The sequence below is a fragment of the Pseudomonas sp. NPDC079086 genome (assembly GCF_044542155.1).
Classification (GTDB): domain Bacteria; phylum Pseudomonadota; class Gammaproteobacteria; order Pseudomonadales; family Pseudomonadaceae; genus Aquipseudomonas.
Window position 1 is genome coordinate 1,493,342 of the sequence record NZ_JBITTY010000001.1, and the last position, 26,710, is coordinate 1,520,051.

Below are 26,710 nucleotides of genomic sequence, written 5' to 3' on the forward strand. Positions count from 1 at the left end.
GGCTGGCCGACCTTTTTTAGCCCCTAGCGGAGCAGTGTTATGTCCGAAATCAATCTCTCGACTGACGAAACTCGCGTCAGCTACGGCATCGGCCGTCAACTGGGCGGTCAATTGAGCGACAACCCGCCGCCGGGTGTGAGTCTGGACGCCATTCTGGCTGGTCTGACCGACGCATTTAACGGTCAGCCAAGCCGCGTAAGCGAAGCCGAGATGACTGCCAGCTTCAAGGTGATCCGCGAGATAATGCAAGCTGAAGCAGCTGCGAAGGCTGAGGCCGCTGCTGGTGCTGGCCTGGCTTTCCTGGCAGAAAACGCCAAGCGCGATGGCATTACCGTATTGGCTTCTGGCCTGCAGTACGAAGTGTTGAATACCGGTGCTGGCGCGATGCCGACCCGTGAAGACACCATTCGTGCGCATTACCACGGCACCCTGATCGACGGCACTGTGTTCGACAGCTCCTACGATCGCGGCCAGCCTGCCGAGTTTCCAGTTGGCGGCGTGATCGCTGGCTGGACCGAAGCGCTGCAACTGATGAATGTCGGCAGCAAGTGGCGTCTGTATGTGCCGAGCGAGCTGGCTTACGGCGAGCAAGGCGTGGGCAGCATCCCGCCGCACAGCGTGCTGGTGTTCGACGTGGAGCTGCTGGACGTTCTCTAACGTCTCAGGCACTTTACCTTCGCGGGCGCGGCCCGTTCCTACGACGTTGTAGGAGCGTGCCACGCCCGCGATGCGTTTCAGGGGCGCAACGCCCGGGCGTAGCAGTAAAGAAACAGATTACGCACCAGCTCCTTGAGCACCAACGGTTCGCTGGAGCTCAGCTCATGCAGATCCAGATCGCCCTGATCACGCAGCTCATCCAGTGCATCTTCCTTAAGCAGTGCGCAGACTTCGCCGGTGTTGCGATTGAGAATGCGTAGATACGGCTGCGGGCGGTCCAGCCAGGCATCGATCAGATAGGTCATGACTCATCTCCCTTTCAAGTGGTTAGATGAGAATAATTCTTATTATATTTATAGCAAGGATTAATCGCTGTCGTTCGTCGCGTGGTGTATTGCCGTGGATTGCAGGCAATAAAAAGCCCGCCATGTGGGCGGGCTTTTAGTCGGGGCGATCTTAGTGTGTGCGGGCTACAGCAAACCGGCTGAGCTCAATCAGCGCGTCGCGGTATTCGCTAGCGGGCAGCGCATCCAGGCAGGCGATGGCTCGGTCAGCATAATCGCGCGCTAGCTGGGCGGTGTAGTCCAGCGCGCCAGCGGCTTCCACAGCGTTGCGGATGCTTTCCAGGTCCTCGATGCCGCCTTTCTGAATTGCCTGGCGGACCAGTGCGGCCTGCTCAGGCGTGCCTTCACGCATGGTGTAGATCAGCGGCAGGGTCGGTTTGCCTTCGGCCAGGTCGTCACCGACGTTCTTGCCAAGAGTTGTGGCGTCGCCGCGGTAGTCGAGCAGGTCATCGACCAGTTGGAAGGCCACGCCGAGGTGGTCGCCAAAGGTGCGTAACGCTTCAGTCTGTTCAACGCTGGCGCCGGCCAGTGCGGCAGCGCTATGGGTTGAGGCCTCGAAGAGCATTGCAGTCTTGCCGCGGATGACTTCCATATAGGTTTCTTCGCTGGTACTGGCGTCGCGAATTTTCGACAGCTGCAGTACTTCGCCTTCGGCGATCACGCGAGTGGCCTTGGAAAGGATCTTCATCACAGGCATGGAGCCGAGTTCGACCATCATTTCGAATGAGCGTGAATAAAGGAAGTCGCCGACCAGAACGCTGGGAGCATTGCCCCACTGAGCGTTTGCAGTGCTGCGGCCGCGGCGCATGTCGGACATGTCGACCACGTCGTCGTGCAGCAGGGTCGCGGTATGCAGGAATTCGATGGTGGCGGCGAGCAGGCGCAGATTGTCGCCTTCAATACCCAGGGCCTTGCCGCTGAGTAATACCAGCAGCGGTCGCAGGCGTTTGCCGCCCGCGGAGATAATATAGTCGCCGATCTTCTCTACTAGCGGTACGCGCGACACCAGTTGGGCGCGGATGATGCCGTCGACGGCGGTAAAGTCATCCGCCACCACGCGATAGAAAGCCTGGGGTTGCATCGCTTGCACCTGCTACTCATGGGTTGCGCGGCATGCTAGGGGGCAGGGTAGGGGCTGTCAAGGCAAGAGGCTTGGGCTCTAGCTGTCAGGGCCTTGCGTCACGCTGGCTGCTTGCGTACAATCGCGCACCCTGAACTTCCCCCTGGGTATTTCCCTGCCTTACGCAATTGCAAGGGTGTCCTTCCGGCCCCAAGCAGCCATGCCAGCCGACACTTATTCCTATAAAGCGCTGGGTGAGCAGGATTAACGGAGATTTACCATGTACGCAGTAATTGTTACTGGTGGCAAGCAATACAAAGTCACCGAAGGCGAATTCCTCAAGGTCGAAAAAATCGAGCTGGCCACTGGCGAGGCTGTGACTTTTGACCGTGTTCTGCTGATCGGCAATGGCGACGACGTTAAAATCGGCGCTCCGGTTGTTGAAGGTGCCAAGGTTGTAGCTGAAGTGATCGCTCAAGGCCGTCACGACAAGGTCACCATCATCAAGTTCCGTCGTCGTAAGCACCACATGAAGCGCCAGGGCCACCGTCAGTGGTACACCGAGATCAAAATCACCGGTATCCAGGCCTGATTCGTTTCGGTCTGATCCCTTTATAGGAGTATTGAACTCATGGCACACAAAAAAGCTGGCGGTAGTACCCGCAACGGTCGCGACTCAGAAGCCAAACGCCTTGGCGTGAAGATGTATGGCGGCCAGGCTATCAAAGCAGGCAACATCATCGTGCGTCAGCGCGGCACCCAGTTTCACGCTGGTTACGGCGTTGGTATGGGTAAAGATCACACCCTCTTCGCTAAAATCGAAGGCGTGATCAAGTTTGAAGTAAAAGGCGCGTTCAACCGCCGTTACGTGAGCGTCGTTGCGGCTTAATAGCGCGACTGCTGGGAAAGCCCCGTCCTTGCGACGGGGCTTTTTTGTTTCTGTATTCTTGGGGTTCTTGCCAAACTGTCCTGGGTGTAAGCGTTCGATTTGAATACAGGTCAATTTTGCAAGAACCTGGTGTTTCTCGGTTTAGATGACCCGTGTGATAGCGGGAGGCGTAAAAATGAAATTCGTCGATGAAGTATCGATTTTTGTAAAAGCCGGCGACGGCGGTAACGGCATGATGGCTTTTCGTCGTGAAAAGTTTATCGAAAAAGGCGGCCCCAACGGCGGTGATGGTGGTGATGGCGGCTCGGTGTATATCGAGGCGGTCGATAACTTCAATACCTTGGTGGACTACCGCTATACCCGTCGTTTCCAGGCGCAGAATGGCGAGAAGGGTGGCAGCACCGACTGTACCGGTGCCAAGGGTGAGGACCTGATCCTGCCGGTGCCGATTGGTACCACGGTGATCGATGCTGGTACTCAGGAAGTGATTGGCGACTTGGTCCGCTCTGGTCAGCGCTTGATGGTGGCTCAGGGTGGTTGGCACGGTCTGGGTAACACCCGTTTCAAGTCCAGTACCAACCGTGCACCGCGACAGACCACTCCGGGTAAGCCGGGCGAGGCACGCGATCTCAAGCTGGAATTGAAGGTGTTGGCCGATGTCGGTCTGCTGGGTTTGCCGAATGCCGGTAAGAGCACCTTTATCCGCTCGGTGTCGGCCGCCAAGCCGAAAGTCGCCGACTATCCCTTCACCACCCTGGTGCCAAACTTGGGTGTGGTCAGTGTCGATCGCTACAAAAACTTCGTGGTTGCCGATATTCCGGGGCTGATCGAGGGTGCTTCTCACGGTGCTGGCTTGGGTATCCGCTTCCTCAAGCATTTGTCGCGTACCCGTCTGCTGCTGCATCTCGTCGATATGGCGCCGCTAGATCTGACCGATCCGGCCGAGTCGGCAGCGACCATCATTGATGAGCTGACCAAGTTCAGTCCGTCGCTGGCTGAGCGCGAGCGCTGGCTGGTGCTGAACAAGGCTGACCAGATTCTCGATGAGGAGCAGGAGGCGCGGATTGCTGAAATCGTCGCGCGGATCGAGTGGACTGGACCGGTTTATGTGATTTCCGCCTTGGCGCGCCAGGGCACTGAGAAGCTCTGTTATGACATCATGGACTTCCTTGAGGCGCGCGCTGAGCGCATTCAGGAGAACCCAGAGTTCGCCGCTGAATTGGCTGAGCTGGATACGCGCATCGAAGATGAGGCGCGCGCTCAGCTGCAGGCGCTGGACGACAAGCGTGCGCTGCGTCGCTCCGGGGTCAAGGCTGTCGGTGATGTCGATGAAGACGACAGCTTCTGGGATGAAGAAGACGAAGATGATGGCCCGGAAATTATTTACGTCCGGGATTAAGCAACTACAAAAACGCCGCTTAATTGCGGCGTTTTTGTAATCACAGGTCGCGGCTAAGGTTGGAAGATCATGCGTGACAAGGTAACCGGCGCGCAGCGCTGGGTGGTGAAGATTGGCAGTGCGCTACTGACCGCTGATGGGCGTGGTCTGGATCGCGCGGCGATGGCTGTGTGGGTCAGGCAGATGGTCGCGCTGCGCGAGCAGGGTGTCGAGTTGGTGCTGGTGTCCTCTGGGGCGGTGGCTGCGGGCATGAGCAAGCTGGGCTGGAGTGCTCGGCCGAGTGCGATGCATGAGTTGCAGGCAGCCGCGGCGATTGGCCAGATGGTGCTGATTCAGGCGTGGGAGTCGAGCTTTGCCGAGCATGGTCGGCGCACGGCGCAGATCCTGCTGACCCATGACGATCTGTCTGACCGCAAGCGCTACCTGAATGCGCGCAGCACGCTGCGCACGTTGGTGGATCTGGATGTGGTGCCGGTGATCAATGAAAACGACACCGTGGTCACCGACGAAATTCGTTTTGGCGACAACGACACCCTGGCTGCGCTGGTGGCTAATCTGGTCGAGGCTGATCTGCTGGTGATCCTCACCGATCGCGACGGTATGTATAACGCCGACCCGCGGCACAATCCCGGTGCTGAATTGATTTACGAAGCGCGCGCAGATGATCCTGCGTTGGATGCGGTGGCTGGTGGCGTGGGTGGTGCGCTCGGGCGTGGCGGTATGCAAACCAAGCTGCGCGCGGCGCGCCTGGCGGCGCGTTCCGGTGCGCATACGGTGATTGTCGGCGGTGCTATCGAGCAGGTACTGGCACGGCTCAAGGCGGGTGAGCGTCTGGGTACGTTGCTTGCGCCTGAGCGCGGCATGCTGGCGGCGCGCAAACAGTGGCTGGCTGGGCATTTGCAAACGCGCGGCACCCTGGTGCTGGATGACGGTGCGGTCAAGGCCTTGGCGACCGGGACCAAGAGCTTGCTGCCGGTTGGGGTAAAAGCCGTGCAGGGCAGTTTTCGCCGCGGTGAGATGGTGGTTTGTGTAGCGGCAGATGGCCGCGAAATTGCCCGAGGGTTGGCCAATTACAGTGCGCTTGAGGCGCAAAAAATCATCGGTCAGTCGTCGGATGCCATTCAGAAGCTGTTGGGGTATGTTGATGAGCCTGAGCTGGTGCATCGGGATAATTTGATCCTGATTTGAAAGCCTGTACAAAGCCTGCTGCGCGTTGGCCCTGCTGCGTTAAAAGCAGGCTCAGCAAGCCGCTTGCGGCTAACGCGCTTAGCGCGGCCCGGAGGGCGAGCGAAGCGAGTAATGCATTTGCAGCAATAAACTCTGCTTGATTCGCTACGCTCACCCTGCGGGCCAGCCTGCGGCTGTTACTCCGCTACGCTACGTATCTCGCTTGTTTTTGCCTTGCATGGCTCTAGCTCGCGAGGCTTTGAATGGGTTTTGAGGGAAGGCTGATGCGAGTGGTAAAGGGGTTATTGTTGGGTGCGCTAGTGCTGCTGCCTGGTTTTGCGGCGGCTGAGCAGATTGGTGAGGTGTCGACGGTTTTCAAGTTTATGGGGCCGAACGACAAAATCGTTGTCGAGGCGTTTGATGACCCTAAAGTTGAGGGCGTGACCTGCTACCTGTCGCGGGCCAAGACTGGCGGCGTCAAGGGCGGTCTGGGGTTGGCCGAGGATCGCGCTGAGGCGTCGATTGCCTGTCGCCAGGTTGGGCCGATCAGCTTTCTGGAGAAGCTCAAGGAGGGCGAAGAGGTATTTCGCGAGCGCACTTCGTTGGTGTTCAAGACCATGCAGGTGGTGAGGTTCTTCGATCAGAAGCGCAATACTCTGGTTTATCTGGTCTACAGCGACCGGGTAATTGAGGGCAGTCCGCAGAATGCAGTAACGGCCATTCCGATTCTGCCTTGGCCGCAAAAGTCCTGAGCAAAAAGCCCGAAGCGATTCGGGCTTTTTTGTGGCTTGTCATTTTCTGGGCAATAAAAAACCGGCGGTTAAGCCGGTTTTTTAAGAACAATCAGCGTATTGCTAACAGCTTAGGCAGCTGCAGCTTCGCTCAGGGCCTTGATATGACCATTCAGGCGGCTCTTATGACGAGCTGCTTTGTTCTTGTGGATGATGCCTTTATCGGCCATACGGTCGATAACTGGCACAGCCAGGGTGTAAGCAGTAGTAGCAAGAGCTACGTCTTTGGCTTCGATAGCCTTGACGACGTTCTTGATGTAGGTACGGACCATCGAGCGCTGGCTGGCGTTATGGCTACGACGCTTCTCAGCCTGTTTTGCGCGTTTTTTGGCAGAAGGTGTATTGGCCACCGTCAAGCTCCTCGAAAAAATTCTGGGGGTTACAAACAAATAAGGCCGCGAATCATGCCGATATGAGGGAGTGCTGTCAAGCCTGATGGCTTTTCCCTGTGCTGGCCTGACCAGTGGCAGACCGCTACACTCGTCGCCTTTGCGCGCCAGTGCTTGTTTGCGGAGCCGGGATACTACATGAATTTGCTCAAGTCGTTGGCTGCCGTCAGCTCCATGACCATGCTTTCGCGTGTGTTGGGCTTTGTGCGCGACACCATAATTGCTCGCACCTTCGGCGCTGGCGTGGCTTCGGACGCCTTTGTGGTGGCGTTCAAGCTGCCCAATCTGCTGCGCCGTATTTTTGCCGAGGGTGCGTTTTCCCAGGCTTTTGTGCCGATTCTGGCTGAATATAAAACCCAGCAGGGCGATGAAGCTACGCGCACGTTCCTGGCCTACGTCACCGGTCTGCTGACTCTGGTGCTGGCGTTGGTGACGTTTATCGGCATTCTTGCGGCGCCGTGGATTGTTTGGGCCTCCGCGCCAGGTTTTGCCGATGAGGTGGAGCGTTTTGAGCTGACCACCGATCTGTTGCGGGTCACCTTTCCTTATATTTTGCTGATCTCCCTGTCCTCGCTGGCAGGGGCGGTGCTCAATACCTGGAACCGGTTCTCGGTGCCGGCCTTTGTGCCGACGCTGCTGAATATCAGCATGATTGTCTTCGCTCTGTTTCTAACGCCCTATTTCGATCCGCCAGTCATGGCGCTGGGTTGGGCGGTGCTGGTGGGTGGCTTGGCGCAGCTGCTGTTTCAGCTGCCGCATCTGCATAAGATCGGCATGCTGGTGCTGCCGCGGCTGAACCTCAAAGATACCGGTGTGTGGCGGGTGGTGAAGCAGATGGGGCCGGCGATCTTCGGTGTCTCGGTCAGCCAGATTTCGCTGATCATCAATACCATCTTCGCTTCCTTTCTGGTCGCAGGTTCGGTGTCTTGGATGTATTACGCCGACCGTTTGATGGAGTTGCCTGCTGGCGTGCTGGGCGTGGCGCTGGGGACTATTCTCCTGCCAGCCTTGTCGAAAACCCATGCTGGCGCCAGTTGCGAGGACTATTCCAAGCTGCTCGATTGGGGCTTGCGTCTGTGTCTGGTGTTGGCGCTGCCCAGTGCGGTGGCCTTGGCGATTATCTCTGAGCCGCTAATTGCCTCGCTGTTCCAATATGGCAAATTCACCGCTGACGATACCTTGATGACCCAGCGCGCCTTGATTTCCTACTCGCTAGGATTGGTCGGCATCATTCTGGTGAAAATTCTCGCGCCGGCCTTTTACGCCCAGCAGAACATTAAGACCCCTGTGCGCATTGGCCTGGTGACGCTGCTGGCGACCCAGGTAATGAACGTGCTGTTTATTTTCGTGATTCCCCTGGCGCATGCCGGTTTGGCGTTGGCCATTGGTCTTGCCGCCTGTCTGAATGCTGGGCTGTTGTACTGGCAGCTGCGCAAACGCGAGATGTTTCAGCCGCAACCTGGCTGGGTGCTGTTCCTCGGCAAATTGCTGTTGGCGCTGCTGGCGATGGTGGCGGTGCTACTACTGGCCATGCAGCAGCTGCCGGCCTGGGCGGACGGCGCCATGTTCTGGCGTTTGCTGCGTCTGGGCGGGCTGGTTGGGATGGGCATGCTGGTTTATTTGGCTGTCTTGGCGCTGCTGGGCTTTCGCTTGCGGGACTTTGCGCGGCGCAGTTCAGTCTGATGGCTACTAATTTGCTGCCTGTTGTCCGCTGCTCGGTGTGCGTATAATCGACCACTTTATGAGCAAGAAGCGCGTTATGCAGCTGGTTCGAGGCCTACACAATTTGCGGCCCCAGCATCGGGGCTGTGTCGCCACTATCGGTAATTTCGACGGCGTCCATCGTGGTCATCAGGCCATTTTGGCGCGTTTGCGTGAGCGTTCCGCCGAGCTCGGTGTACCCAGTTGCGTGTTGATTTTCGAGCCGCAGCCGCGTGAGTTTTTTGCCCCGGATGCAGCACCGGCACGCTTGGCGCGGTTGCGCGACAAGCTTGCATTGCTGGCTGCTGAAGGCGTCGATCGCGTGCTGTGTCTGAGCTTCAACCGTCGCTTGCGTGAGCTGAGCGCTGCCGAGTTTGTACATCGTGTGCTGGTGGAAGGCCTGGGTGTGCAGCATCTCGAAGTGGGAGATGACTTCCGCTTTGGCTGTGACCGCGCCGGTGATTTCGCCTTTCTGGCTGACGCTGGCGAGCGTGAAGGCTTCAGCGTAGAGGCCGCCAGTACGGTTGAACTGGATGGTATCCGTGTCAGCAGTACGCGGGTGCGTGAGGCCCTCGATGCGGGTGATTTTGCCTTGGCGCAGCACCTGCTTGGCCGTCCTTTCCAGATCGCCGGGCGGGTGTTACACGGGCAGAAACTCGGCCGTCAGTTAAATGCGCCGACCGCCAACGTGCAGCTCATGCGCAAGCGTGTGCCGCTCAGGGGCGTGTATCTGGTCAGCACCGAAATCGACGGAAAAACTTGGCCGGGCGTCGCCAATATTGGCGTGCGGCCCAGTGTTGCAGGTGACGGCAGTGCCCACCTGGAAGTGCATTTGCTGGATTTTGCCGGTGATTTATATGGCCGGCGTTTGACGGTGGCTTTCCACCACAAGCTGCGCGATGAGCAGCGTTTCGCCTCACTTGAGGCATTGAAAACGGCCATTGCTGCCGATATTGCTGCCGCCCGTGCCCATTGGCGCGTTTAAGCACTGAGTGCCAACCGCTTACGAAGAGCCTGACATGACCGATTACAAAGCCACGCTTAATCTGCCTGATACCCAATTTCCTATGAAGGCCGGCCTGCCACAGCGCGAGCCGCAGATTCTGCAGCGCTGGAACGAGATTGGCCTGTATCAGAAGCTACGCGCGCAAGGCGAAGGCCGGCCGAAGTTCGTCCTGCACGACGGCCCGCCCTATGCAAACGGCAGCATCCATATCGGTCATGCGGTCAACAAGATCCTCAAGGACATCATCACCCGTTCCAAAACCCTGGCTGGCTTCGACGCCCCCTATGTGCCGGGTTGGGACTGCCATGGCCTGCCGATTGAGCACAAGGTGGAAACCACCTTTGGTAAGAATCAGCCGTCCGACCTGACCCGCGAGCGCTGCCGCACCTATGCCGGTGAGCAGATCGAGGGGCAGAAGGCCGACTTCGTCCGCCTCGGTGTGTTGGGCGACTGGGACAACCCGTACAAGACCATGGATTTTGCCAACGAAGCGGGCGAGATCCGCGCGCTGGCTGAGATGGTCAAGCAGGGCTTTGTGTTCAAGGGCCTGAAGCCGGTCAACTGGTGCTTCGATTGCGGCTCGGCGTTGGCTGAGGCCGAGGTCGAGTACCAGGACAAAAAATCCGATGCCATCGACGTGGCCTTCGTCGTTGAAGATGTCGACAAGCTGGCCGCCGCGTTTGGCCTGGCCAGCTTGCCTAAGCCAGCCTCCATTGTGATCTGGACCACAACGCCGTGGACCATTCCGGCCAACCAGGCGCTGAACGTTCACCCGGAGTTCACCTACGCGCTGGTCGATACCGGTGAGCGCCTGTTGTTGCTGGCCGAAGAGTTGGTGGAAGGCTGTCTGGCCCGTTATGGCCTGCAGGGCGAAGTGATCGCCACTGCAGGGGGGGCTGCGCTGGAGCTGATCCGTTTCCGTCATCCGTTCTATGAGCGTTTTGCGCCAGTGTATCTGGCCGAGTACGTCGAGCTGGGCGCCGGTACTGGTGTGGTGCACTCGGCTCCGGCCTATGGCGAGGACGACTTCCGTTCCTGCAAAGGTTACGGCATGAGTAATGACGACATCCTCAGCCCGGTGCAGAGCAATGGTGTGTATGTCACCGACCTGCCGTTCTTCGGCGGCCAGTTTATCTGGAAGGCCAACCCGGCCATCGTCGCCAAGCTGGAAGAAGTTGGCGCGCTGCTCAAGCACGAAGCCATCCAGCACAGCTACATGCACTGCTGGCGCCACAAGACCCCGCTGATCTACCGCGCCACCGCGCAGTGGTTTGTCGGCATGGACAAGCAGCCTAACGACGGCGACACCCTGCGTGAACGCGCACTGGCCGCCATCGAGCAGACTGCATTCGTTCCGGCCTGGGGCCAGGCGCGCCTGCACAGCATGATCGCTGGTCGTCCGGACTGGTGCATCTCGCGTCAGCGTAACTGGGGTGTGCCAATCCCGTTCTTCCTGAACAAGGCTACCGGTGAATTGCACCCGCGTAGCGCTGAGTTGATGGAAGAGGTGGCCAAGCGTGTCGAGCAAGAGGGCATCGAGGCCTGGTTTAAACTAGATGCAGCCGAGCTGCTGGGCGATGAAGCGGCTGACTACGACAAGATCAGTGACACCCTCGACGTCTGGTTCGACTCCGGTACCACCCACTGGCACGTGCTGCGCGGTTCGCACAACCTGGGTCATGCCAGCGGCCCGCGTGCCGACCTGTATCTGGAGGGTTCCGACCAGCACCGTGGTTGGTTCCATTCATCCTTGCTGACTGGCGCGGCCATCGACGGCCACGCGCCGTACAAAGAGCTGCTGACCCACGGCTTTGTGGTCGATGAGAACGGTCGCAAGATGTCCAAGTCGCTGGGCAATGTCGTTGCCCCGCAGGAAGTAAATGACAGCCTGGGCGCCGATATCCTGCGTCTGTGGGTGTCGTCTACCGACTATTCCGGCGAGATGGCCGTATCCAAGGTCATCCTGCAGCGCAGCGCCGACTCCTACCGACGCATCCGCAATACCGCACGCTTCCTGCTCTCCAACCTCAGCGGCTTCGATCCTTCGCAGCACCTACTGCCTGCCGAAGACATGCTGGCGCTGGATCGCTGGGCGATGGACCGCGCTCTGCTGCTGCAGCGCGAGATTGAAGAAGCGTACGACAGCTATCGCTTCTGGAACGTTTACCAGAAGGTGCACAACTTCTGCGTGCAGGAATTGGGCGGTTTCTACCTCGACATCATCAAAGACCGTCAGTACACCACTGCGGCTGACAGCGTGGCGCGTCGCTCTTGTCAGAGCGCTCTGTACCATATCGCTGAAGCGTTGGTGCGCTGGATCGCCCCTGTGTTGTCCTTCACCGCTGATGAGCTGTGGACATACCTGCCGGGCGTGCGTAACGAGTCGGTGATGCTCAATGGTTGGTATCAAGGCCTGAGTGAACTGCCAGAAGGCTTCGAGCTGGATCGTGCGTTCTGGGAGCGCGTTATGGCGGTCAAGGTCGCGGTGAACAAGGAAATGGAAAACCTGCGCGCGGCCAAGGCCATTGGTGGCAACCTGCAGGCTGAAGTGACCCTGTACGCTGAGGACAGCCTGATCGCCGATCTAAACAAGCTGGGCAACGAGCTGCGCTTCGTGCTTATCACCTCCACCGCCAGCCTGGCTCCGCTCGCCAGTGCGCCTAGCGATGCCGTGGAAACCGAAGTGGCGGGGCTCAAGCTGAAAGTGTTGAAGTCCGGCCACGCCAAGTGTGCCCGTTGCTGGCATCACCGTGAGGATGTCGGGGTGAATCCGGCGCATCCGGAAATCTGCGGTCGTTGCGTGGACAACATCGAAGGCGCGGGCGAGGTTCGTCACTATGCTTAATAACGGCATGCCTAAGGCCAGCCGTTTCGGGCACTTGGCCTGGCTATGGCTGAGCCTGCTGGTGTTTGTGGTCGATCAGGCGAGCAAGTTCTGGTTCGACAACAACCTGAACATGTATCAGCAGATCGTGATCATTCCGGATTACTTCAGCTGGACTTTGGCCTACAACACAGGCGCGGCATTCAGCTTCCTGGCTGATGCCGCCGGCTGGCAGCGCTGGTTCTTCGCGGCGATTGCGCTGGTGGTCAGCGCGGTGCTGGTGGTCTGGCTCAAACGCCTCAAGCCGGGTGAGAGCTGGTTGGCAGTTGCCCTGGCTTTGGTGCTGGGCGGTGCGCTGGGTAACCTGGTGGACCGTGTGATATTCGGCCATGTGGTCGACTTCATCCTGCTGCACTGGCATCAGCAATGGTACTTCCCGGCCTTCAACGTGGCTGATATGGCCATCACCGGTGGCGCCATCCTGCTGGCGCTGGATATGTTCAAGAGTGAAAAGTCCGGAGAAACAGGTAAATGACTGACGTGCGTATCGGTCCGGACAGGGAAGTGACCCTGCATTTCGCCCTCAAGCTGGACAACGGCGATGTAGTCGACAGCACCTTCGATAAAAAGCCCGCGACCTTCAAGGTCGGCGATGGCAACCTGCTGCCAGGCTTTGAACAAGCTATTTACGGGCTGAAGGCGGGTGACAAGCGCAGCCTGTCGATCAGCCCGGAGCAGGGCTTTGGTCAGGGCAATCCGCAGAATATCCAGATCATGCCGCGCAGCCAGTTTCAGGATATGGAACTGTCTGAAGGCCTGCTGGTGATCTTCAATGATGCCGCCAATGCCGAGCTGCCGGGTGTGGTCAAAGCTTTTGACGACAGCCAGGTGACCATCGACTTCAACCACCCGCTAGCTGGCAAGGCGCTGAGCTTCGATGTGGAAATTATTGAGGTCAAAGCGCTCTGATCAGCGCTATATCTTTGTAGGGTGGGTTAGGCGCCAAGGCTGAGCTTGAAGCAGTTATTTGGCGCGCCGTTACCCACCGTGGTTCGTATGTCAGGTACCGTGTTGTTGGGCTGCGCGGTATTCGTGGCTTAAGCACGCAACGTGCCGCTAACCTTTCCGCGGCAACTTCCGTTTACGCGCGTCGAGATAACCAGCATGCATATCAAACTCGCCAATCCCCGTGGCTTCTGTGCCGGCGTCGACCGCGCCATTGAGATCGTCAACCGTGCGTTGGAAGTCTTCGGTCCACCGATCTACGTACGCCATGAAGTGGTGCACAACAAGTTTGTGGTCGAGGATCTGCGCTCGCGCGGCGCCGTATTTGTCGAAGAACTGGATCAGATTCCTGACGACGTTATCGTCATTTTCAGCGCGCACGGCGTCTCCCAGGCCGTGCGCAATGAGGCCGAGCGCCGTGGCCTGAAGATATTCGACGCCACCTGCCCGCTGGTGACCAAAGTACATATGGAAGTGGTGCGTTACAGCCGGGAAGGGCGCGAGTGCATCCTGATAGGCCACGAAGGCCACCCGGAAGTTGAAGGCACCATGGGCCAATACGACGACAGCAACGGCGGCGCTATCTACCTGGTAGAAGATGAAACCGATGTAGCTGAACTGCAGGTTCGAAATCCAGGAGCACTGGCTTTTGTCACTCAGACCACCTTATCGATGGACGATACCAGCAAAGTAATCGACGCCCTGCGCACGAAATTCCCCGCCATCGGCGGCCCACGAAAGGACGACATCTGCTACGCCACCCAAAACCGTCAGGACGCCGTCAAACAGCTCGCCGCTGAGTGCGATGTGCTACTGGTGGTCGGCAGCCCCAACAGCTCAAACTCCAACCGCCTGCGCGAACTGGCCGATCGCATGGGCACCCCGGCCTACCTGATCGACGGGGCAGAGGATCTTAAACAGGAGTGGTTTGTGGGTGTTGCGGGTATTGGTATTACTGCAGGGGCATCGGCGCCTGAGGTGCTAGTGCAGGGGGTTATTCAGCAATTGAGCGAGTGGGGCGCTACAGGTTCGCAAGAGTTGCTGGGGCGACCGGAAAATGTGACGTTCTCGATGCCGAAGGAGTTAAGGGTTATTGCAAGGCAGTGACCTTTAAGTCAGTTATATATTCATAATGCAATCCGTTTTTTTCATCTGAATATGTCTGATATTTATGCAGGCATGAGGGTTGTGGCGCTTCTGGCTGTCGGTGTATCAACTCGCTCTGCACATTCGTTCTGATACCTGCAATGGCCGATCAATCAGAGGTATGAGTGCGATGGTGGGTGGGAGTGTGTCGGATATCAGACTTAGGTAGAGTGTTCTATTTAAAACAAGGAAGTAAAAGTCGTGTGTAACACATGACGGTTTACTGCTGTTCTAAATAATCTACCGTTGTTGGAGGTGGGGCACTAACCCCGCTACACCACTTCCTCCCATATTAGATATATGGAGGAAGGGGTGTAGGTACAGATTTTTAGCGAGTCTTTATTATTTCCAGCATTCCTCAACAGGCTTTGTTCCAGACCGGCCTTTTATACCTAGGGCATTAAGCGTCATATTTCCACATGCAGTGTCGCCAATTTTTTGTGTTGCTGTCAGTGTGTAACCGCCATCATTAGCGACAGAGGATACTTGTGCTTCGTAGTAGCCATTCTCGGATATTATTTTCTTAGCTGCGGTATCTGTTTTTTGTACCCCCAGCAAGGCCAATTCGTCATTATTTGTTATGTAGCGATTGTTCTGTGCTAAGAATCTTTCTTGACGAGCTGCAATGTCACTAAGTAAGCCGATAGCTTCAGTTCTCTTTGTTCTAGTCATGTATTCGCTGTAGTTGGGTATCGCGATAGACGCGATGATCCCAATTATTGCGATAACCATCATTAGCTCAACTAAAGTAAAGCCTTTGTCCTTATTCTGCATTTTTGAGTCCGTCCATTTCTTCTGCCGTTAGTGGCGGTAGCTCATGGATGTAAACGCTTTTAATGATGTTGTTTGGCGATCCGATGTCGCCGGAAAAATTAATCAAAGCGCCTGGTTTTAACGAGAATATCACCGGCGAATTACTTGATAGTACAGAGTTCGCCAGTGAGTATTTATTGTTGTTTACAGTGATTGTGTTTTTTTCAACAGAAACTTCTTGAATATGACCCACTTCTTCGAAGGTGGCCGCCAGTATAGAAGGAGAAACAATAACTCCTAGAAGAAGCAGCATCTTATGCATTTTCATGGTTAGTAATCCTCAACAATGCGCCAGCTTTGACGTCCACTTGACTCTAAGCCGGGGTCAATAGTTTCACAGCTGCTTGAAGTGCATACTTGAATTTGGCCTTCTGGTGTCGTCGTCACAATCAGGCCGCCCATACCGTCATTTTGGTAGCCTGAGACCGGCACGGTACTTCCGTCAGCTTTTTTATAGTTTGAACGGGAGTCAACATAGCCTTGGCGAGCAAGGTCAAAAACACCAAAGTCGAGTCGTCCCCCGGTTGCTGGGTTTATGCCATAGGTCCAGTTTGATACACCGTCCGCGCAGGGATCGTCATTAGGTGTCAATGTCTGCGCGAGTAAGACTTGACCAATGGCGATCATGTCGTCAACTACCATTTCACCTTCGAGAGTGGTGTTGACTTTGAAGTCGAGAAGCCAACCGTATTTTCCTTTGCCGGTAGTGCTATCGTGCCACTCGAGTGGGTTCTGGCTAAGTATCCTTATATTGCGGTTGTTGCTGCTCCCCGCTTCGTTAGTAAAGGTTGCGCTATTAACTTCCTCAGTGAAAGTCTGCTCAGTAAGATAAGTGTACTCTGTCCCGACCTTGGATCTATTGATGCTTGGTGTAGTTAAGGCCGGTTGGCCTTTTGTTTGTTTGTCCCATATGCCGTAAAGGGTTTGGGCTCTGCTTGTATCGGCTCCCGCATCGCTGGCTTGGAAGTATTTTCCTGTGCCGAAGACGATGATGTAACCCGTGCTTGAGGGGTGCCGAACAATGGAGGGCGCCGCAGTAATTGCTTGGCTAGAGTTATCACTAGCTTGTGCGGAAAATAGTGGTTTTCCGCCAAATGAAACCTTAAAGTTTTTGGCGTTTTCTGGTTTTTCGGCAGAGACAAGTTTCCCACCAGAAACAGCAGTTGTGCGTCCTAGGCGCTCAGAGTCGAGGCTTACGTCTGCTGTAGTTTTGGTCAGTAAATCAAAGCGCCACATATTACCCTGAAGGTCGCCTGCATAAGCATAATCGGCTACGCCATCACTATTGTTGTCTGCTAGTTTTGGTGTTGAAAGACCATTAGGAACACCTTCTTTGCCTTTAACTTCGAGCTTCCGAATAAGGCTGCCGTCCTTAACGTTGAAAATTAACAGCGCTGCTTTGTCATCCTGGCTGGAGTAGCCATTACCAGTTACTACCGCCCACTGACCGTTGTGCAGGCGCGCAACAGTAGGTTTTGGCATGCTGTGACCCATATCCACTTCAGTAGTAAGATTAATCTCCCATAAAAGTTTGATTTTGCTTGGGTCTGTAACATCTAGTGCGAAAATACCTTTTCCGCCAGCCCTGAATGTACCAATTAGTACTGTGCGCCATTCGCCATCAATTACCGTATCTGCCACTACGGGGCTGCCATCAACGTAGAACTGGTGAGCACTACCCTTATAACTGTTGCCTGCAAGTAGGTTGAGCTTTTCAAAGATAGTTGATGGTATAAATGCAAATTCTTCCTTACCGGTAGCCTCATCAAATGCATGGAGCATGCCGTCGTTTGCACCAACGTATATAAGTCGTTTACGTCCTTGTGTTGTGCTTGTCTTGTCTACTTTACTTTTAAAGTCCCCATAAGGAATGCTATCAAACTCTATAGGGTTGGCCAGATATGCAAGGTACTGTGCGTTGGCAACCACAGCCGGAGCGGAGTTGATAATGTCGCCGAGACGAGTTACTCGGTCTCTGAAGTTCGCATTGCTCTTCCCGCGGATGAATTGCAGTCTGGCCTCACCCAACGCATCAACCGTATTATTGCTATCAGGGTTACGATTCAGGAGTGCGCGTTGTGCTGCATTCAGATTGCTCCACTGGAAATCAACCAGGTTTGTCGCGGAGTTGCCGGCAATCATTATTTTCCTGCTATCAGGATCTTGTGCTTCAAGCTTTTCCTGTGCGCTCCATTCTTTGATTTTCTCGGTGATACCGAATTTTTCTTCGAGTTTGTAGCGAATCAAGTCACCAGCCCAGTTTTTTGAACTGTCGAAGCTGCTTTGGTATGCATAACGCAACAAGGTGTCGCCCGATGGGCTCTCTTGCAGTTTTGCTGTAATTGCTGGCCGTGCGGCAGAATTATTGCGATCACCGATACGCGTAAGAATCGTTTGGAAAGCTGACACCATATCTTCGGGAGAATCGGCACTGAAAAACTCGCCACGGGAGTTAATCGCCGCATGCCAAAGGTCATAGACGTTGTTTGCGGAATTATTAGACGCCGCTGGCCATGTAATAGAGCCGTCTGCGAGTTTGCCGTAATCTCCCTCGAAGGTTGACCCGCCCCATGCGGGGCTTGTTAGGCTTGAGGTCAGTCCAAGGCCTAGGGTGAACGTGGTCATGTTCTGCCATGTGGACGGGTTGTTACGTGGGTCCCAATATTCTTTTGTCGAGTCAGTAGGGTTCGCCGCGGAGATAAAAGGCTTGATTTTGTTATCTATATTTGTGCGTGCATCCCGTCTCCAGTAGTTGAAGGCAAGGTCTGCAACTGTATTGCTTGCACCATCCTTGTACGGGGCAATAGCCGTATAGGATTTACCGTCTGGGAGTGTTGCGATGTTTGTGTTGTCAGCATTGCCCACTGAGGCACTGTCGCTGTTCCAGATACCATCAGTCATTAAAATATGGTAGGTGGGGCGGCACGCATACTCTGGATTTGTTTGTTTGCCTAGTGAGTATGCATAGGGGCCATTAATACCTGTTTGGCCTAGAAAATCACCTGCGCGCTGCATTGCTCGGCGTAATGGTGTGCCACCAGTTACGCTTAGTTTCTCAAGCCAAGTGAAAAAGTTGGCACGGTGCTGGCCTGAAAACTCCCGTAGGTAGTTAGTATTACAGTTGCCTGAGCTTGAGCCGCTACCCATCACGTTACAGCTGCTATTGTTTAGCACCTGCCATGTAAGGCGTACATTTTCTGGCAATGAATAGAACGCGAGGTTAGCTGCTGTTTGTGTTGCAAGGGCACGAGTTCGATAAAATGAATACCAGATTGCAAAGTTTTTCTCTGCAGCTGCGGTCGCAGGAATATTTACTTTGCTATAACAGTCTGTGTCGGTTTTTGTCTTGTTGCAATTTGCGTTGTTTGGCCGGTACTCATAGTAGTGCGCACGACCATCTGCTGCCGTATCCACATCTGAGCCGCGGCCATAATCTACGGTAGCAGCATAGTTCGATGAGAGGTTAACAGCTGATGCTTTAGTAAATCCGTTCTTCCATGCGGCGGTGAACGTAGGTGTATCGTATTCTGTTATTTTTAATTCGCCAGAAACTAGAGTTACTTTTTTAGGAAGTTTGTACTCCGTTGTTGGCGAGTAGTACATGGGGTTAAAATAATTAGATTTAAAGTAGTTCTTGTTTCGTTCGCTGACTGCTGCGTCAGGGGCGTAAGCGAATGCCATACTGCCCGAGTCATCGAGAGTTACTAAGATGTTAGGTGCAACACCTTGCGTAAGAAATAGAGGTTGTTGGCTTGGTACCATTGCGGCTGCGCTTGCTTGTTGTGCGCTAGCCATGATTGCAATACTGAGAGAGCTAGCTGTCAGTAATTTACTGCCTTTTACTAAAAGTGCGTTCATTGCGCTCTCCATCAGTTGCTTGTATAGACGCGTGCTACAGTAGACTGCAGCAGGGCTGACCCTTCTGTGCCTGTTGTGGCTCGGGCTCTACTATTGGTGGCATAAAAAAATGTGCCTTCACCGCGCATCAAATTTCCATATTCTGGATTTAGAGCTTCACTGTTCTGCTCGCCAGATGGGATAGGTATGCTGTTCCATGTGATAGTCCTGGTCGGATCTAGAATCGTTGGGTTGTCAATGTCTGAACCTATATAGGGCATCCAGGCTCGGGCATCTGATGGATCTATTTTGTCGAATTCTCTGGGGTCGGCATGTAGCACATTTATATCAAGGCCCAGTGCGGCAAGGTTGACTAAGCATGGATACTTCTTGTTTGTTAGCTCACAGCCTTCACCAGGTTCTTGGGCTGTAAATGTGTTGTTAAATCTGCGCTCTGCTTCACGCAAACCAGAGTCTGCCAAGTTTAGTAGGCGCTTTTGTTCGATTGTGTTGGCAGTTATGCGGCTTTCAAGCGTGACTTCACGCATACTGCCGACTGCTAGAATCGTAATTATCAAAAGCATTATTAGTGCAACTATAAGCGTTGCGCCATTTTGCTTCGTGTTTGGGTTTTTGATCATGGCATCATATTCCGAAGAGTTTGTGCGCCTTGGCCTATAAGGAGTAACTGACCATGCTCTTTAGCGTCGAGCGCAGCTTTGTTTCCGCCGTAATAGGTTATCCAGTCTGCTTTGGCTTTGCTGTCGACGCCTTCTCCTACGCCTTTACGCAGGTCAGCTTCGCCGCTACTTGCAAGCACAGAAAAGCGTACGCCTCTAACGACTTGGTCAGCAGTTGGGGTTTCGGTGAAAGTCTCAACGCTGCGTTTGCCCTTAGGTCCTACTGCGTAACTGATATTGATGTCTTCAATCCCGGATACAATTTCTTGGCCTCCGCATTGTAATGAGCCTGCGGACTTTCCTGTGCCTGGGGTGAATGTTATTCGATAGGTTTTAGTTGCATCGTTGGGGACTTTATCGAAAGACTTGCCAGGTGTTCCCGGTATTAAATTTCCAAGACAGTCGCTTTCGCTGGCCGTTGCTGCTTGGTAGCGGAGGCATATGCCGAGATCGCCTGTTGATGGAGCAATTACTTGGCCTGCAATGAATTCACTGCATCCCCCAGCAGGTTCAGCTTTAGGAAAAGCGCTTTCCATTGGGGTGTCTGCTAAACGCCTGTAACCTGCTTTAACAAGCTGCTGTTCAAGAAGTAGCAGCGTAAATCTGCTATTTTCTTGATTGCTGGCCTGGCCTTGTTGGAAGAAATAATTGTATCGACTATCAATAAAAAGCTGTGAAACTCCAAGAAGGAGGAAGCAGCTAAGCGCCAGCGCGACTAAAAGCTCAATCATGGATAAGCCATTTTGGTGTAACAGTTTTTTATCCATTTTTCTGCTCACAGCTGAGTGCGTAGATTGAATGAACATATTGATTTGTCCGCTGATTGATCATTCGCATCAATACAGGTGCCAGACTTGACTCGCCACGCCATGATTATTTCTATTGCCGAGCCTTTTGTTGCGTTGCAAACGCCCGGCGATGGGCTCCTACATATCTGAAAATGGCTTTTCAGCAGTTCGTTCCCCCCTGGAAGGTTCTCGCCGGCGCGTTCGGCCCAGCAACCAAGCTGATCCTGTGCGGTAAGTGCTGGCTTAGGGCAAGGCGGAAAGTCACTGCCTTTTGCTTTGTAGAAATCGGAGGTCTCCTTGTAGCGTTCGCGAGAGTCAAGGAATGCTTCTGGGTTGGCACGCATGAGTTCAAGTAGTTCATTCGCCATATTGCCAGCGGTGCCGCGTTGGGCAGAGTCTTGAGTGAATTGAATGCTCCGGCCTTGCATTGCAACCATGCCTAAAACACCTGTTGTCACAATTATTAATGTCACTAGAACTTCAATCATACTAAAGCCGGACATACCTACGTGCCGATTCATGGCGTACACCCCCCTAAGGCTGTCGTGTTGTTCGCTTGTTTTCCACGGGCATGTATTCTACTGCTTCCGCTTGCTTGTATCGTGATCAGATATGCGGTTTCTGGTTTGCCGTCATTACAAACGATTGCCCTAACTGCACTTGCTGTGCCGTTAGGGCTATAAGTTACAGTAAGTGGTGATGGGTTGGTGGCAATTGAAATATTTGTAGCGTCAAATATCTCTTGTCGTAAATTCTGATTTCTACTTAAGTCTTTTACTGTCCAAGTGTTTCCGTTGTTGCTGAGATTGATTCGCGCTCTACGTGCAACAGCCTCGCTTCTGGCGTACTGGAGCAAACTATTTATTTGCTGTGCTTGGCTTTCTATTTGATCGTTTCGGATCAAGCTAGCTAGGTTGGGCACGGCAATTGCTATAGCAATTGCAAATAGGGCTAGAACAACCATGAGCTCTATCAGGCTGAATCCGTGCGGGCGTGGTTGAGGCGTCATTGTGCTCTCCTAGGGGGCAGTCAGCATATCCTCTAGAATGATTTTCGTCCTGTCATTGGCTCGATGACAGCTGGTGCTCTGGGGGGGATGATCGGTTGTCACTACTATTTCCCGTGCTCTGGCGGCGTCTAGAACATTGTGCTTGTACAGGTTTCAGGCTTGCTCATCCTTGCATCGGTAGTCTTGAGAAAGGTTATCGTTTTCAGGGCTTGTTTTTAATCGGCCCTGCCGGTTTATCACTAATTGCCACGTAATTTTACGGTTGTTGCATTGATAAATTCTGCCGTTGCTTATCGGTGTTGTTCCATTTGGATAGAATCGTATGCTTTGTGTGAAGCCGCTTCTTCTTATTTTGGTTGAGCCGTCTAGTTTTCGTATCTGTATTGGTTTTTGAGTTTTTAGCTCTTTAATAATCCAACCGTTTGACCAGTCGCTATTGCAGGTTGATTGGTTGCCAATTCCGCATATTTCTATGATCTCTCTATTTAATATAGCAATCGTTCTTGCGTATTCAATCGCGCTTCTAGCCTCGCTGAGAAGCGCTTTGCTTTGGCTGGTTTTGAATAGTTCGATGAGCAGAGGCGCAGCTATAGATATTGCTATAGAGATAATTGATGTCGCGATGATTACCTCAGTCAGCGTCGCTCCGCTAATTTTCTTCTTTGACATTATATTGATCCTTTTGATGTACAGGCTAGCAATCCTTGATAGCCTTTGTTCGCATTTAAAACCTAGTCGTTTTTTTACGTGGCGCAAGTCCATTTTTGATAAGCTTTCTCGCCATTGAGTGATTTCAATAACGCTATTTTATTTTTTAGGTTTTTACGTGGCCGAATGTCAGCTCATCGTTGGTAGTGGGGTGCTTGGCTTGCTATCGGCTTATGCGTTGGCATCAGTCGGCAACCATGTTGCATTGTTTGATTCCCAGTCTGTGGGGGCGGAGTCCTCCTGGGCGGGTGGCGGTATCGTATCGCCGCTCTATCCCTGGCGTTACAGCTCAGCGGTAACGGCGTTGGCGCATTGGTCGCAGGATTTTTATCCGCGTTTGGGTGAGCAGTTGCTGTCGCAGACGCAGATTGATCCGGAGGTGTATGTCACCGGGTTGTATTGGCTTGATCTTGATGACGAGGCTGAGGCGCTTGCCTGGGCGCAGCGTCAGGGGCGGCCGCTGCAGCGTGTGGATGTTGCTGTAGTCGAGCGTGCGGTGCCGGCCTTGGCTGAGGGCTTTGGGCGGGCGGTGCAGATGGCCGATGTGGCGAATGTGCGCAATCCGCGCTTGGTCAAGGCGCTGCGAGCGGCGTTGCAGCAGATGCCGAATGTCACCTTGCATGAGCACTGTGCGGTTAGTGGTTTTATTCGTGAGGGCGCGCGCATCACGGGTGTGCATACAAGTCGTGGCGATATGCACGCTGATCAGGTGGTGCTCGCAGCAGGTGCCTGGAGCGGTGAGCTGATGAAGGCCCTCGGCATTGAGTTGCCTGTGGTGCCGGTCAAAGGGCAGATGATCTTGTACAAATGTGCCGAAGACTTTCTGCCTGCCATTGTGCTGGCTAAAGGGCGCTATGCGATTCCGCGCCGTGACGGCCATATTCTGATCGGCAGCACGCTTGAGTATGCCGGGTTTGACAAAACGCCGACCGATGAGGCGCTGGCTAGCTTGAAGGCTTCCGCTATCGAGTTGCTACCGGCGCTGGCCGATGCCGAGGTGGTAGGGCATTGGGCCGGGTTGCGGCCTGGTTCGCCTGAGGGCATTCCGTTTATTGGATCGGTGCCGGGGTATGAGGGTTTGTGGCTGAACTGCGGGCATTACCGCAATGGACTGGTGCTGGCGCCAGCGTCCTGCCAGTTGCTGGCAGACCTGATGCTCGGGCGTGAGCCAATTGTTGATCCGGCACCCTATGCGCCTGCTGGTCGGCTGGCTTCGGCTGTTTGATTCGATCGATTTGGGTGGGGCTTTGCGGCTAAAGCCCCGTCCTCAGATGGTGCCTTGAGATGGATGGCGTTAGTCGATACCAAGTTTCTTCAGACGGTAGCGCATTGAGCGAAAGCTCAGGCCCAGGCGCTGCGCGGCGGCCGTTCGGTTCCAGCGGGTTTCTTCCAGGGCCTGCATGATTAACTTGCGTTCGATGGCTTCCAGGTAGTCTTCCAGATTGTCGATTTGTGCGAGATTGGCTTCGCCGTTCTCGCTGATCGGTACGCTGTCTGCCAGGCGCAGGTCATTGGTGGTGATGCGATCGTCTTCGCACAGGGTGTAGGCGCGCTCGAGCATGTTCTCCAGTTCGCGCACGTTGCCCGGGAAACGGTAGCTCTTGAGCTTCTCCAGGGCGTCGTCGTCCAGCTTAGCCGGGCTTAGGCCGGTGCCGTCGGCCAGGCGCTTAAGCATGATGCCGGCTAGCAGTGCGATGTCCTCGCGACGCTCGCGTAGGGCGGGCACGCGCAGTTCGATCACATTGAGGCGGTAGTACAGGTCCTGGCGGAAACGCCCGGCTGCAACTTCGCCGGCCAGGTCCTTGTGGGTGGCGCAGAGGATGCGCACATCGACAATCAGTTCCTGCTGACCACCTACGGCGCGTACGGCTTTTTCCTGAATCGCGCGCAGCAGTTTGACCTGCATCGGCAGTGGCAGATCGGCGACCTCGTCGAGGAACAGGGTGCCACCGTTGGCGGCCTGGAACAGCCCTTGTTTGTCTTCGATGGCGCCAGTGAAGCTGCCTTTCTTGTGGCCGAAGAACTCACTTTCCATCAGTTCGGTGGGGATGGCGCCGCAGTTGACGGGAATAAAGGGTTGTTCGCCGCGTGAGCCCTGCTCGTGGATCAGGCGGGCGACCAGCTCCTTGCCGCTGCCGGATTCGCCGCTGATATATACCGGTGCCTGGCTGCGCGCGAGTTTGAGGATTTGTTTGCGCATAGCCCTCATCGGCGGTGAGTCGCCGAGCAAGCGGCTATCCACCGGCAGCTCTTCGCCATCGGCACTGCGCAGACGCAAGGCGGCGGCAACCAGTTCGCGCAGGCGGCCGAGGTCAACTGGCTTGGTCAGAAAGTCGAATGCGCCGGCTTTCAGGGCGTTGATCGCGGTGTCCAGGCTACCGTAGGCGGTGATCATCGCCACCGGTACTTGCGGGTGGCGCAGCAGAATATGTTGCACCAGTTCCAGGCCGGTGCCGTCAGGCAGGCGCATATCGGTCAGGCATAGGTCGAAGGGCTCCTTGGCCAGCCACTCGCGGGCTTCCTTGACGTTGCGCGCGCTGCGGGTGTCGAGTTTCATGCGCCCTAGGGTGATCTCCAGGAGTTCACGAATATCGGGTTCGTCATCGACGATCAGGGCTCTCTGGCGGGTCATGGTCAGCTCAGTTTGCGCGGGTGGGCGAAGGTGATACGCAGGCAGCTGCCGCCACCTTCACGAAGTTTATAGTCGAGGCGGGCCTGATTGCTTTCGCACAGCTCGCGAGAAATATACAGGCCCAGGCCGGTGCCCTTGTTTTCGGTGGTGTAGAAGGGTTCGAACAGGTGATGCAGTTGTTCTTCGGCAACGCCTGGGCCGTCGTCCAGCACCTCGAGTACCGGCAGCTCGCTCTCCGGGTCGCGAAACAGCTTCAGCCAGACTTGCCCGTGCTTGTTCTTTTGCGCGCTGTAGCGCAGGCCGTTCTCTACCAGGTTACTCAGCACTTGCGTGAGCTGGTGCGGGTCCATCCGGGTTTGAATGCTGCCGCTGCTGGTCTCCAGGTGCAGGGTCTGGCCGGGTGCCGCGCTGCTGCGGAACTCGCTGGCAAACCGGTGCAGCCAATACTTCAGGTCCAGTAATTGCGGCTCGGCTTGGCGCCGTCGCGACAGTTGCAGGACGTTCTCGATCACCAGGTTCATGCGCCGCGAGTGGTCCTGGATGATCTGTGCCAGGCGCAGGTCCGGGCCTTCCAGTTCTTCCGACTCTTGCAGCAGCTGTGCGGCGTGACTGATGGCCCCCAGTGGGTTGCGAATCTCGTGGGCGATACCGGCAGTCAGGCGGCCCAGCGAGGCGAGCTTGAGTTGTTGTGCCTGCTGGGCGATCTGCGAGATGTCATCAAGAAAGATCAGCGTATGTTTATATTCGCCGCGCTGCAGGGCAATAAAACTCGGCTGCAGCACGCGGCCATCGGGCGCTGCTTGCAGGCTGGTAGGGCGTAGGCTGGGGTTGTGTGACCATTGCTGCATGCGCTTGATCAGCCCCGGGCAGTGTGGATCGAGAATTTTGCCGGTTAGGTCGGCATGTCCAAGCAGGTGGTTGGCGCCCTGGTTGGCTAGCAGCACACGATGCAATTCATCCAGCACCAGAATGCCCGTGCGCATACGTTGCAGGATCAGGGCGTTCAGCGCTTCCAGGTTGGCCACGTCGGCAGCGCGCTGCTCCGCCAGGTTTTCGCTGACTTGCAAGCGGCGTGTCAGGCCCTGCACAAACAGTGCGGCGGCAAAGCACAGTGCGCCAAGTGCTCCGGCCTGCACGTACTGGGCAGCCGCAGCCGGTCGGCTGAGGCTGAGGTAGAAGGTCAGGTAGATCATGCCCGTTGCGGCGACTGCGGCAATCAGCAGGCCGATACGTCCGCGCAAGAGGATATTGGCGATCGCCACGGCAACAATCAGCAGGTTGCCGATGCCGCTGGGTGTGCCGCCGGCGGCATAGAACAGGCCAGACAGCAGAATCACATCGACCAGGGCGAGGCTGAATATCTGCGCCAGGCGCTTGGGGCGGCGCACTGTAGCGATGACCAGGACGTTGAGTACCAGATACAGCCAGCTGCCATTGCGAAACAGCGTCGGGTGCATCATGTCTAGCAGTTGTGCGTCGAGGTCGCTGGAAATCAGCAGCGCCAGGGTAATGCCAATAACCAGGCGGTACAGATGGTAGAGCCGCAGGATTCGCCAGCTTTGCCCCCCGCTTAGGGAGAAATCAGCGCTCACCGGATTGTGGGCCTTGTTCTAGGTGGGTCTGGCTGCAGAACCACTGTTCACCTTTTGCCAATGCATGGTCGCGCGGTACATGGGTGCCGCAATGATCGCAGCGCACCATGGGGGTGGGTGCTGCGCTGGTTTTGCGGTCTTCGGTTCGATGGGCTGCTGGTCGAGTAAGGCGTCGCCACAGCCAAAGCGCGGACGCAATGATGGCAATCCAGAATAGTAAGCGGAACAGGCCCATGGCGCTCTCTTTCTATCGGTAAGCGGGCAGTTTAGCTA

27 protein-coding genes are annotated in these 26,710 nt (G+C 55.3%); 13 read left to right on the top strand and 14 right to left on the bottom strand.

The window, feature by feature from the left end:
• The first annotated feature begins 39 nt into the window (after positions 1-39).
• Positions 40-657 carry an FKBP-type peptidyl-prolyl cis-trans isomerase gene (locus ACIGEK_RS06935; protein WP_397492583.1) on the top strand — a complete coding sequence of 206 codons (618 nt, stop codon included), beginning with the start codon at positions 40-42 and terminating at the stop codon, positions 655-657.
• A 77-nt stretch (positions 658-734) separates the two neighbouring features.
• On the opposite strand, the gene ACIGEK_RS06940 is transcribed toward ACIGEK_RS06935, so the two are convergent.
• Both ACIGEK_RS06940 and ACIGEK_RS06945 read right to left on the bottom strand, forming a co-directional pair.
• A complete protein-coding gene (locus ACIGEK_RS06940) occupies positions 735-962 on the bottom strand; it encodes a hypothetical protein (RefSeq protein ID WP_397492584.1) in 228 nt (75 codons plus the stop codon).
• A gap of 151 nt (positions 963-1,113) precedes the next feature.
• Positions 1,114-2,082, bottom strand: coding sequence for a polyprenyl synthetase family protein (locus ACIGEK_RS06945; protein WP_397492585.1), 969 nt, complete (start codon positions 2,080-2,082; stop codon positions 1,114-1,116).
• Between the two features lie 259 nt (positions 2,083-2,341).
• On the opposite strand from ACIGEK_RS06945, the gene rplU reads away from it, so the two are divergent.
• From rplU to ACIGEK_RS06970, 5 genes are all read left to right on the top strand, one after another.
• Positions 2,342-2,653 carry a 50S ribosomal protein L21 gene (gene rplU / locus ACIGEK_RS06950; RefSeq protein WP_296127239.1) on the top strand — a complete coding sequence of 104 codons (312 nt, stop codon included), beginning with the start codon at positions 2,342-2,344 and terminating at the stop codon, positions 2,651-2,653.
• A 39-nt stretch (positions 2,654-2,692) separates the two neighbouring features.
• Positions 2,693-2,950 (top strand): 50S ribosomal protein L27, encoded by a 258-nt coding sequence (gene rpmA, locus ACIGEK_RS06955; RefSeq protein ID WP_085584170.1) that lies wholly within the window; start codon positions 2,693-2,695, stop codon positions 2,948-2,950.
• A gap of 175 nt (positions 2,951-3,125) precedes the next feature.
• A complete protein-coding gene (gene cgtA / locus ACIGEK_RS06960) occupies positions 3,126-4,349 on the top strand; it encodes an Obg family GTPase CgtA (RefSeq protein ID WP_397492586.1) in 1,224 nt (407 codons plus the stop codon).
• 69 nt (positions 4,350-4,418) lie between these two features.
• Entirely contained in the window at positions 4,419-5,537 is a 1,119-nt protein-coding gene (gene proB, locus ACIGEK_RS06965; protein WP_397492587.1) for a glutamate 5-kinase, read from the top strand.
• Positions 5,538-5,800: 263 nt separating this feature from the next.
• Positions 5,801-6,268, top strand: a complete 468-nt coding sequence (locus ACIGEK_RS06970; protein WP_397492588.1) for a CreA family protein — start codon at positions 5,801-5,803, stop codon at positions 6,266-6,268.
• A gap of 110 nt (positions 6,269-6,378) precedes the next feature.
• On the opposite strand, the gene rpsT is transcribed toward ACIGEK_RS06970, so the two are convergent.
• Positions 6,379-6,657: a 30S ribosomal protein S20 gene (gene rpsT, locus ACIGEK_RS06975; RefSeq protein WP_304866148.1), complete on the bottom strand. Its 279-nt coding sequence runs from the start codon at positions 6,655-6,657 to the stop codon at positions 6,379-6,381.
• Positions 6,658-6,834: 177 nt separating this feature from the next.
• Between rpsT and murJ the strand changes: the two genes are divergently transcribed.
• The 6 genes from murJ to ispH all read left to right on the top strand — a co-directional run bounded on the left by murJ (position 6,835) and on the right by ispH (position 14,339).
• A complete protein-coding gene (murJ, locus tag ACIGEK_RS06980) occupies positions 6,835-8,379 on the top strand; it encodes a murein biosynthesis integral membrane protein MurJ (protein ID WP_397492589.1) in 1,545 nt (514 codons plus the stop codon).
• A 76-nt stretch (positions 8,380-8,455) separates the two neighbouring features.
• Positions 8,456-9,382 (top strand): bifunctional riboflavin kinase/FAD synthetase, encoded by a 927-nt coding sequence (gene ribF / locus ACIGEK_RS06985; protein ID WP_397493095.1) that lies wholly within the window; start codon positions 8,456-8,458, stop codon positions 9,380-9,382.
• A gap of 34 nt (positions 9,383-9,416) precedes the next feature.
• A complete protein-coding gene (gene ileS, locus ACIGEK_RS06990) occupies positions 9,417-12,248 on the top strand; it encodes an isoleucine--tRNA ligase (protein ID WP_397492590.1) in 2,832 nt (943 codons plus the stop codon).
• Between the two features lie 7 nt (positions 12,249-12,255).
• Positions 12,256-12,762 carry a signal peptidase II gene (gene lspA, locus ACIGEK_RS06995; RefSeq protein WP_397493096.1) on the top strand — a complete coding sequence of 169 codons (507 nt, stop codon included), beginning with the start codon at positions 12,256-12,258 and terminating at the stop codon, positions 12,760-12,762.
• Entirely contained in the window at positions 12,759-13,196 is a 438-nt protein-coding gene (gene fkpB, locus ACIGEK_RS07000) for an FKBP-type peptidyl-prolyl cis-trans isomerase (RefSeq protein WP_275960662.1), read from the top strand. Before lspA ends, fkpB begins: the two co-directional genes overlap by 4 nt.
• A gap of 195 nt (positions 13,197-13,391) precedes the next feature.
• The gene (gene ispH / locus ACIGEK_RS07005; RefSeq protein WP_397492591.1) at positions 13,392-14,339 is read left to right on the top strand and encodes a 4-hydroxy-3-methylbut-2-enyl diphosphate reductase; all 948 of its coding nucleotides are present in this window, start codon (positions 13,392-13,394) and stop codon (positions 14,337-14,339) included.
• A gap of 381 nt (positions 14,340-14,720) precedes the next feature.
• Here ispH and ACIGEK_RS07010 read toward each other — a convergent pair whose 3' ends face one another.
• The 8 genes from ACIGEK_RS07010 to ACIGEK_RS07045 form a co-directional block, all read right to left on the bottom strand.
• A complete protein-coding gene (locus tag ACIGEK_RS07010; protein WP_397492592.1) occupies positions 14,721-15,152 on the bottom strand; it encodes a type IV pilin protein in 432 nt (143 codons plus the stop codon).
• Positions 15,142-15,459 (bottom strand): PilY2 family type 4a fimbrial biogenesis protein, encoded by a 318-nt coding sequence (locus tag ACIGEK_RS07015; RefSeq protein WP_397492593.1) that lies wholly within the window; start codon positions 15,457-15,459, stop codon positions 15,142-15,144. Before ACIGEK_RS07015 ends, ACIGEK_RS07010 begins: the two co-directional genes overlap by 11 nt.
• 2 nt (positions 15,460-15,461) lie before the next feature.
• Entirely contained in the window at positions 15,462-19,049 is a 3,588-nt protein-coding gene (locus ACIGEK_RS07020; RefSeq protein WP_397492594.1) for a pilus assembly protein, read from the bottom strand.
• An 11-nt stretch (positions 19,050-19,060) separates the two neighbouring features.
• Positions 19,061-19,669, bottom strand: coding sequence for a PilX N-terminal domain-containing pilus assembly protein (locus ACIGEK_RS07025; protein WP_397492595.1), 609 nt, complete (start codon positions 19,667-19,669; stop codon positions 19,061-19,063).
• Positions 19,666-20,475: a PilW family protein gene (locus tag ACIGEK_RS07030; RefSeq protein ID WP_397492596.1), complete on the bottom strand. Its 810-nt coding sequence runs from the start codon at positions 20,473-20,475 to the stop codon at positions 19,666-19,668. Before ACIGEK_RS07030 ends, ACIGEK_RS07025 begins: the two co-directional genes overlap by 4 nt.
• Positions 20,476-20,483: 8 nt before the next feature.
• Positions 20,484-21,017: a type IV pilus modification protein PilV gene (pilV, locus tag ACIGEK_RS07035; RefSeq protein ID WP_397492597.1), complete on the bottom strand. Its 534-nt coding sequence runs from the start codon at positions 21,015-21,017 to the stop codon at positions 20,484-20,486.
• On the bottom strand, positions 21,014-21,505 hold the full coding sequence (locus tag ACIGEK_RS07040) for a GspH/FimT family pseudopilin (RefSeq protein WP_397492598.1): 492 nt from the start codon (positions 21,503-21,505) through the stop codon (positions 21,014-21,016). Before ACIGEK_RS07040 ends, pilV begins: the two co-directional genes overlap by 4 nt.
• Before the next feature lie 153 nt (positions 21,506-21,658).
• Positions 21,659-22,174, bottom strand: coding sequence for a GspH/FimT family protein (locus ACIGEK_RS07045; RefSeq protein ID WP_397492599.1), 516 nt, complete (start codon positions 22,172-22,174; stop codon positions 21,659-21,661).
• A gap of 157 nt (positions 22,175-22,331) precedes the next feature.
• Here ACIGEK_RS07045 and thiO point away from each other — a divergent pair, with 157 nt between their 5' ends.
• Positions 22,332-23,438 carry a glycine oxidase ThiO gene (gene thiO, locus ACIGEK_RS07050; protein ID WP_397492600.1) on the top strand — a complete coding sequence of 369 codons (1,107 nt, stop codon included), beginning with the start codon at positions 22,332-22,334 and terminating at the stop codon, positions 23,436-23,438.
• A 69-nt stretch (positions 23,439-23,507) separates the two neighbouring features.
• Here thiO and ACIGEK_RS07055 read toward each other — a convergent pair whose 3' ends face one another.
• Genes ACIGEK_RS07055 through ACIGEK_RS07065 form a run of 3 tightly spaced genes read right to left on the bottom strand, consistent with a single transcriptional unit; the run spans position 23,508 to position 26,672 of the window.
• Positions 23,508-24,845, bottom strand: a complete 1,338-nt coding sequence (locus tag ACIGEK_RS07055; RefSeq protein WP_397492601.1) for a sigma-54-dependent transcriptional regulator — start codon at positions 24,843-24,845, stop codon at positions 23,508-23,510.
• 2 nt (positions 24,846-24,847) lie between these two features.
• Entirely contained in the window at positions 24,848-26,437 is a 1,590-nt protein-coding gene (locus ACIGEK_RS07060; protein ID WP_397492602.1) for a sensor histidine kinase, read from the bottom strand.
• On the bottom strand, positions 26,427-26,672 hold the full coding sequence (locus tag ACIGEK_RS07065; RefSeq protein ID WP_397492603.1) for a PP0621 family protein: 246 nt from the start codon (positions 26,670-26,672) through the stop codon (positions 26,427-26,429). The genes ACIGEK_RS07060 and ACIGEK_RS07065 overlap by 11 nt, the downstream gene beginning before the upstream one ends.
• Positions 26,673-26,710: the final 38 nt, after the last annotated feature.

Coding starts and splice junctions, on each gene's coding strand:
- lspA (WP_397493096.1), top strand. CDS start 12,256: ATGCCTAAGGCCAGCCGTTTCGGGCACTTGGCCTGGCTATGGCTGAGC.
- ileS (WP_397492590.1), top strand. CDS start 9,417: ATGACCGATTACAAAGCCACGCTTAATCTGCCTGATACCCAATTTCCT.
- rplU (WP_296127239.1), top strand. CDS start 2,342: ATGTACGCAGTAATTGTTACTGGTGGCAAGCAATACAAAGTCACCGAA.
- ACIGEK_RS07010 (WP_397492592.1), bottom strand. CDS start 15,152: ATGCAGAATAAGGACAAAGGCTTTACTTTAGTTGAGCTAATGATGGTT.
- cgtA (WP_397492586.1), top strand. CDS start 3,126: ATGAAATTCGTCGATGAAGTATCGATTTTTGTAAAAGCCGGCGACGGC.
- proB (WP_397492587.1), top strand. CDS start 4,419: ATGCGTGACAAGGTAACCGGCGCGCAGCGCTGGGTGGTGAAGATTGGC.
- ACIGEK_RS06935 (WP_397492583.1), top strand. CDS start 40: ATGTCCGAAATCAATCTCTCGACTGACGAAACTCGCGTCAGCTACGGC.
- ACIGEK_RS07020 (WP_397492594.1), bottom strand. CDS start 19,049: ATGAACGCACTTTTAGTAAAAGGCAGTAAATTACTGACAGCTAGCTCT.
- ribF (WP_397493095.1), top strand. CDS start 8,456: ATGCAGCTGGTTCGAGGCCTACACAATTTGCGGCCCCAGCATCGGGGC.
- ispH (WP_397492591.1), top strand. CDS start 13,392: ATGCATATCAAACTCGCCAATCCCCGTGGCTTCTGTGCCGGCGTCGAC.
- ACIGEK_RS06940 (WP_397492584.1), bottom strand. CDS start 962: ATGACCTATCTGATCGATGCCTGGCTGGACCGCCCGCAGCCGTATCTA.
- fkpB (WP_275960662.1), top strand. CDS start 12,759: ATGACTGACGTGCGTATCGGTCCGGACAGGGAAGTGACCCTGCATTTC.
- ACIGEK_RS07015 (WP_397492593.1), bottom strand. CDS start 15,459: ATGAAAATGCATAAGATGCTGCTTCTTCTAGGAGTTATTGTTTCTCCT.
- murJ (WP_397492589.1), top strand. CDS start 6,835: ATGAATTTGCTCAAGTCGTTGGCTGCCGTCAGCTCCATGACCATGCTT.
- ACIGEK_RS06970 (WP_397492588.1), top strand. CDS start 5,801: ATGCGAGTGGTAAAGGGGTTATTGTTGGGTGCGCTAGTGCTGCTGCCT.
- ACIGEK_RS06945 (WP_397492585.1), bottom strand. CDS start 2,082: ATGCAACCCCAGGCTTTCTATCGCGTGGTGGCGGATGACTTTACCGCC.
- ACIGEK_RS07025 (WP_397492595.1), bottom strand. CDS start 19,669: ATGATCAAAAACCCAAACACGAAGCAAAATGGCGCAACGCTTATAGTT.
- ACIGEK_RS07030 (WP_397492596.1), bottom strand. CDS start 20,475: ATGGATAAAAAACTGTTACACCAAAATGGCTTATCCATGATTGAGCTT.
- pilV (WP_397492597.1), bottom strand. CDS start 21,017: ATGAATCGGCACGTAGGTATGTCCGGCTTTAGTATGATTGAAGTTCTA.
- ACIGEK_RS07040 (WP_397492598.1), bottom strand. CDS start 21,505: ATGACGCCTCAACCACGCCCGCACGGATTCAGCCTGATAGAGCTCATG.
- ACIGEK_RS07045 (WP_397492599.1), bottom strand. CDS start 22,174: ATGTCAAAGAAGAAAATTAGCGGAGCGACGCTGACTGAGGTAATCATC.
- ACIGEK_RS07055 (WP_397492601.1), bottom strand. CDS start 24,845: ATGACCCGCCAGAGAGCCCTGATCGTCGATGACGAACCCGATATTCGT.
- ACIGEK_RS07065 (WP_397492603.1), bottom strand. CDS start 26,672: ATGGGCCTGTTCCGCTTACTATTCTGGATTGCCATCATTGCGTCCGCG.
- rpmA (WP_085584170.1), top strand. CDS start 2,693: ATGGCACACAAAAAAGCTGGCGGTAGTACCCGCAACGGTCGCGACTCA.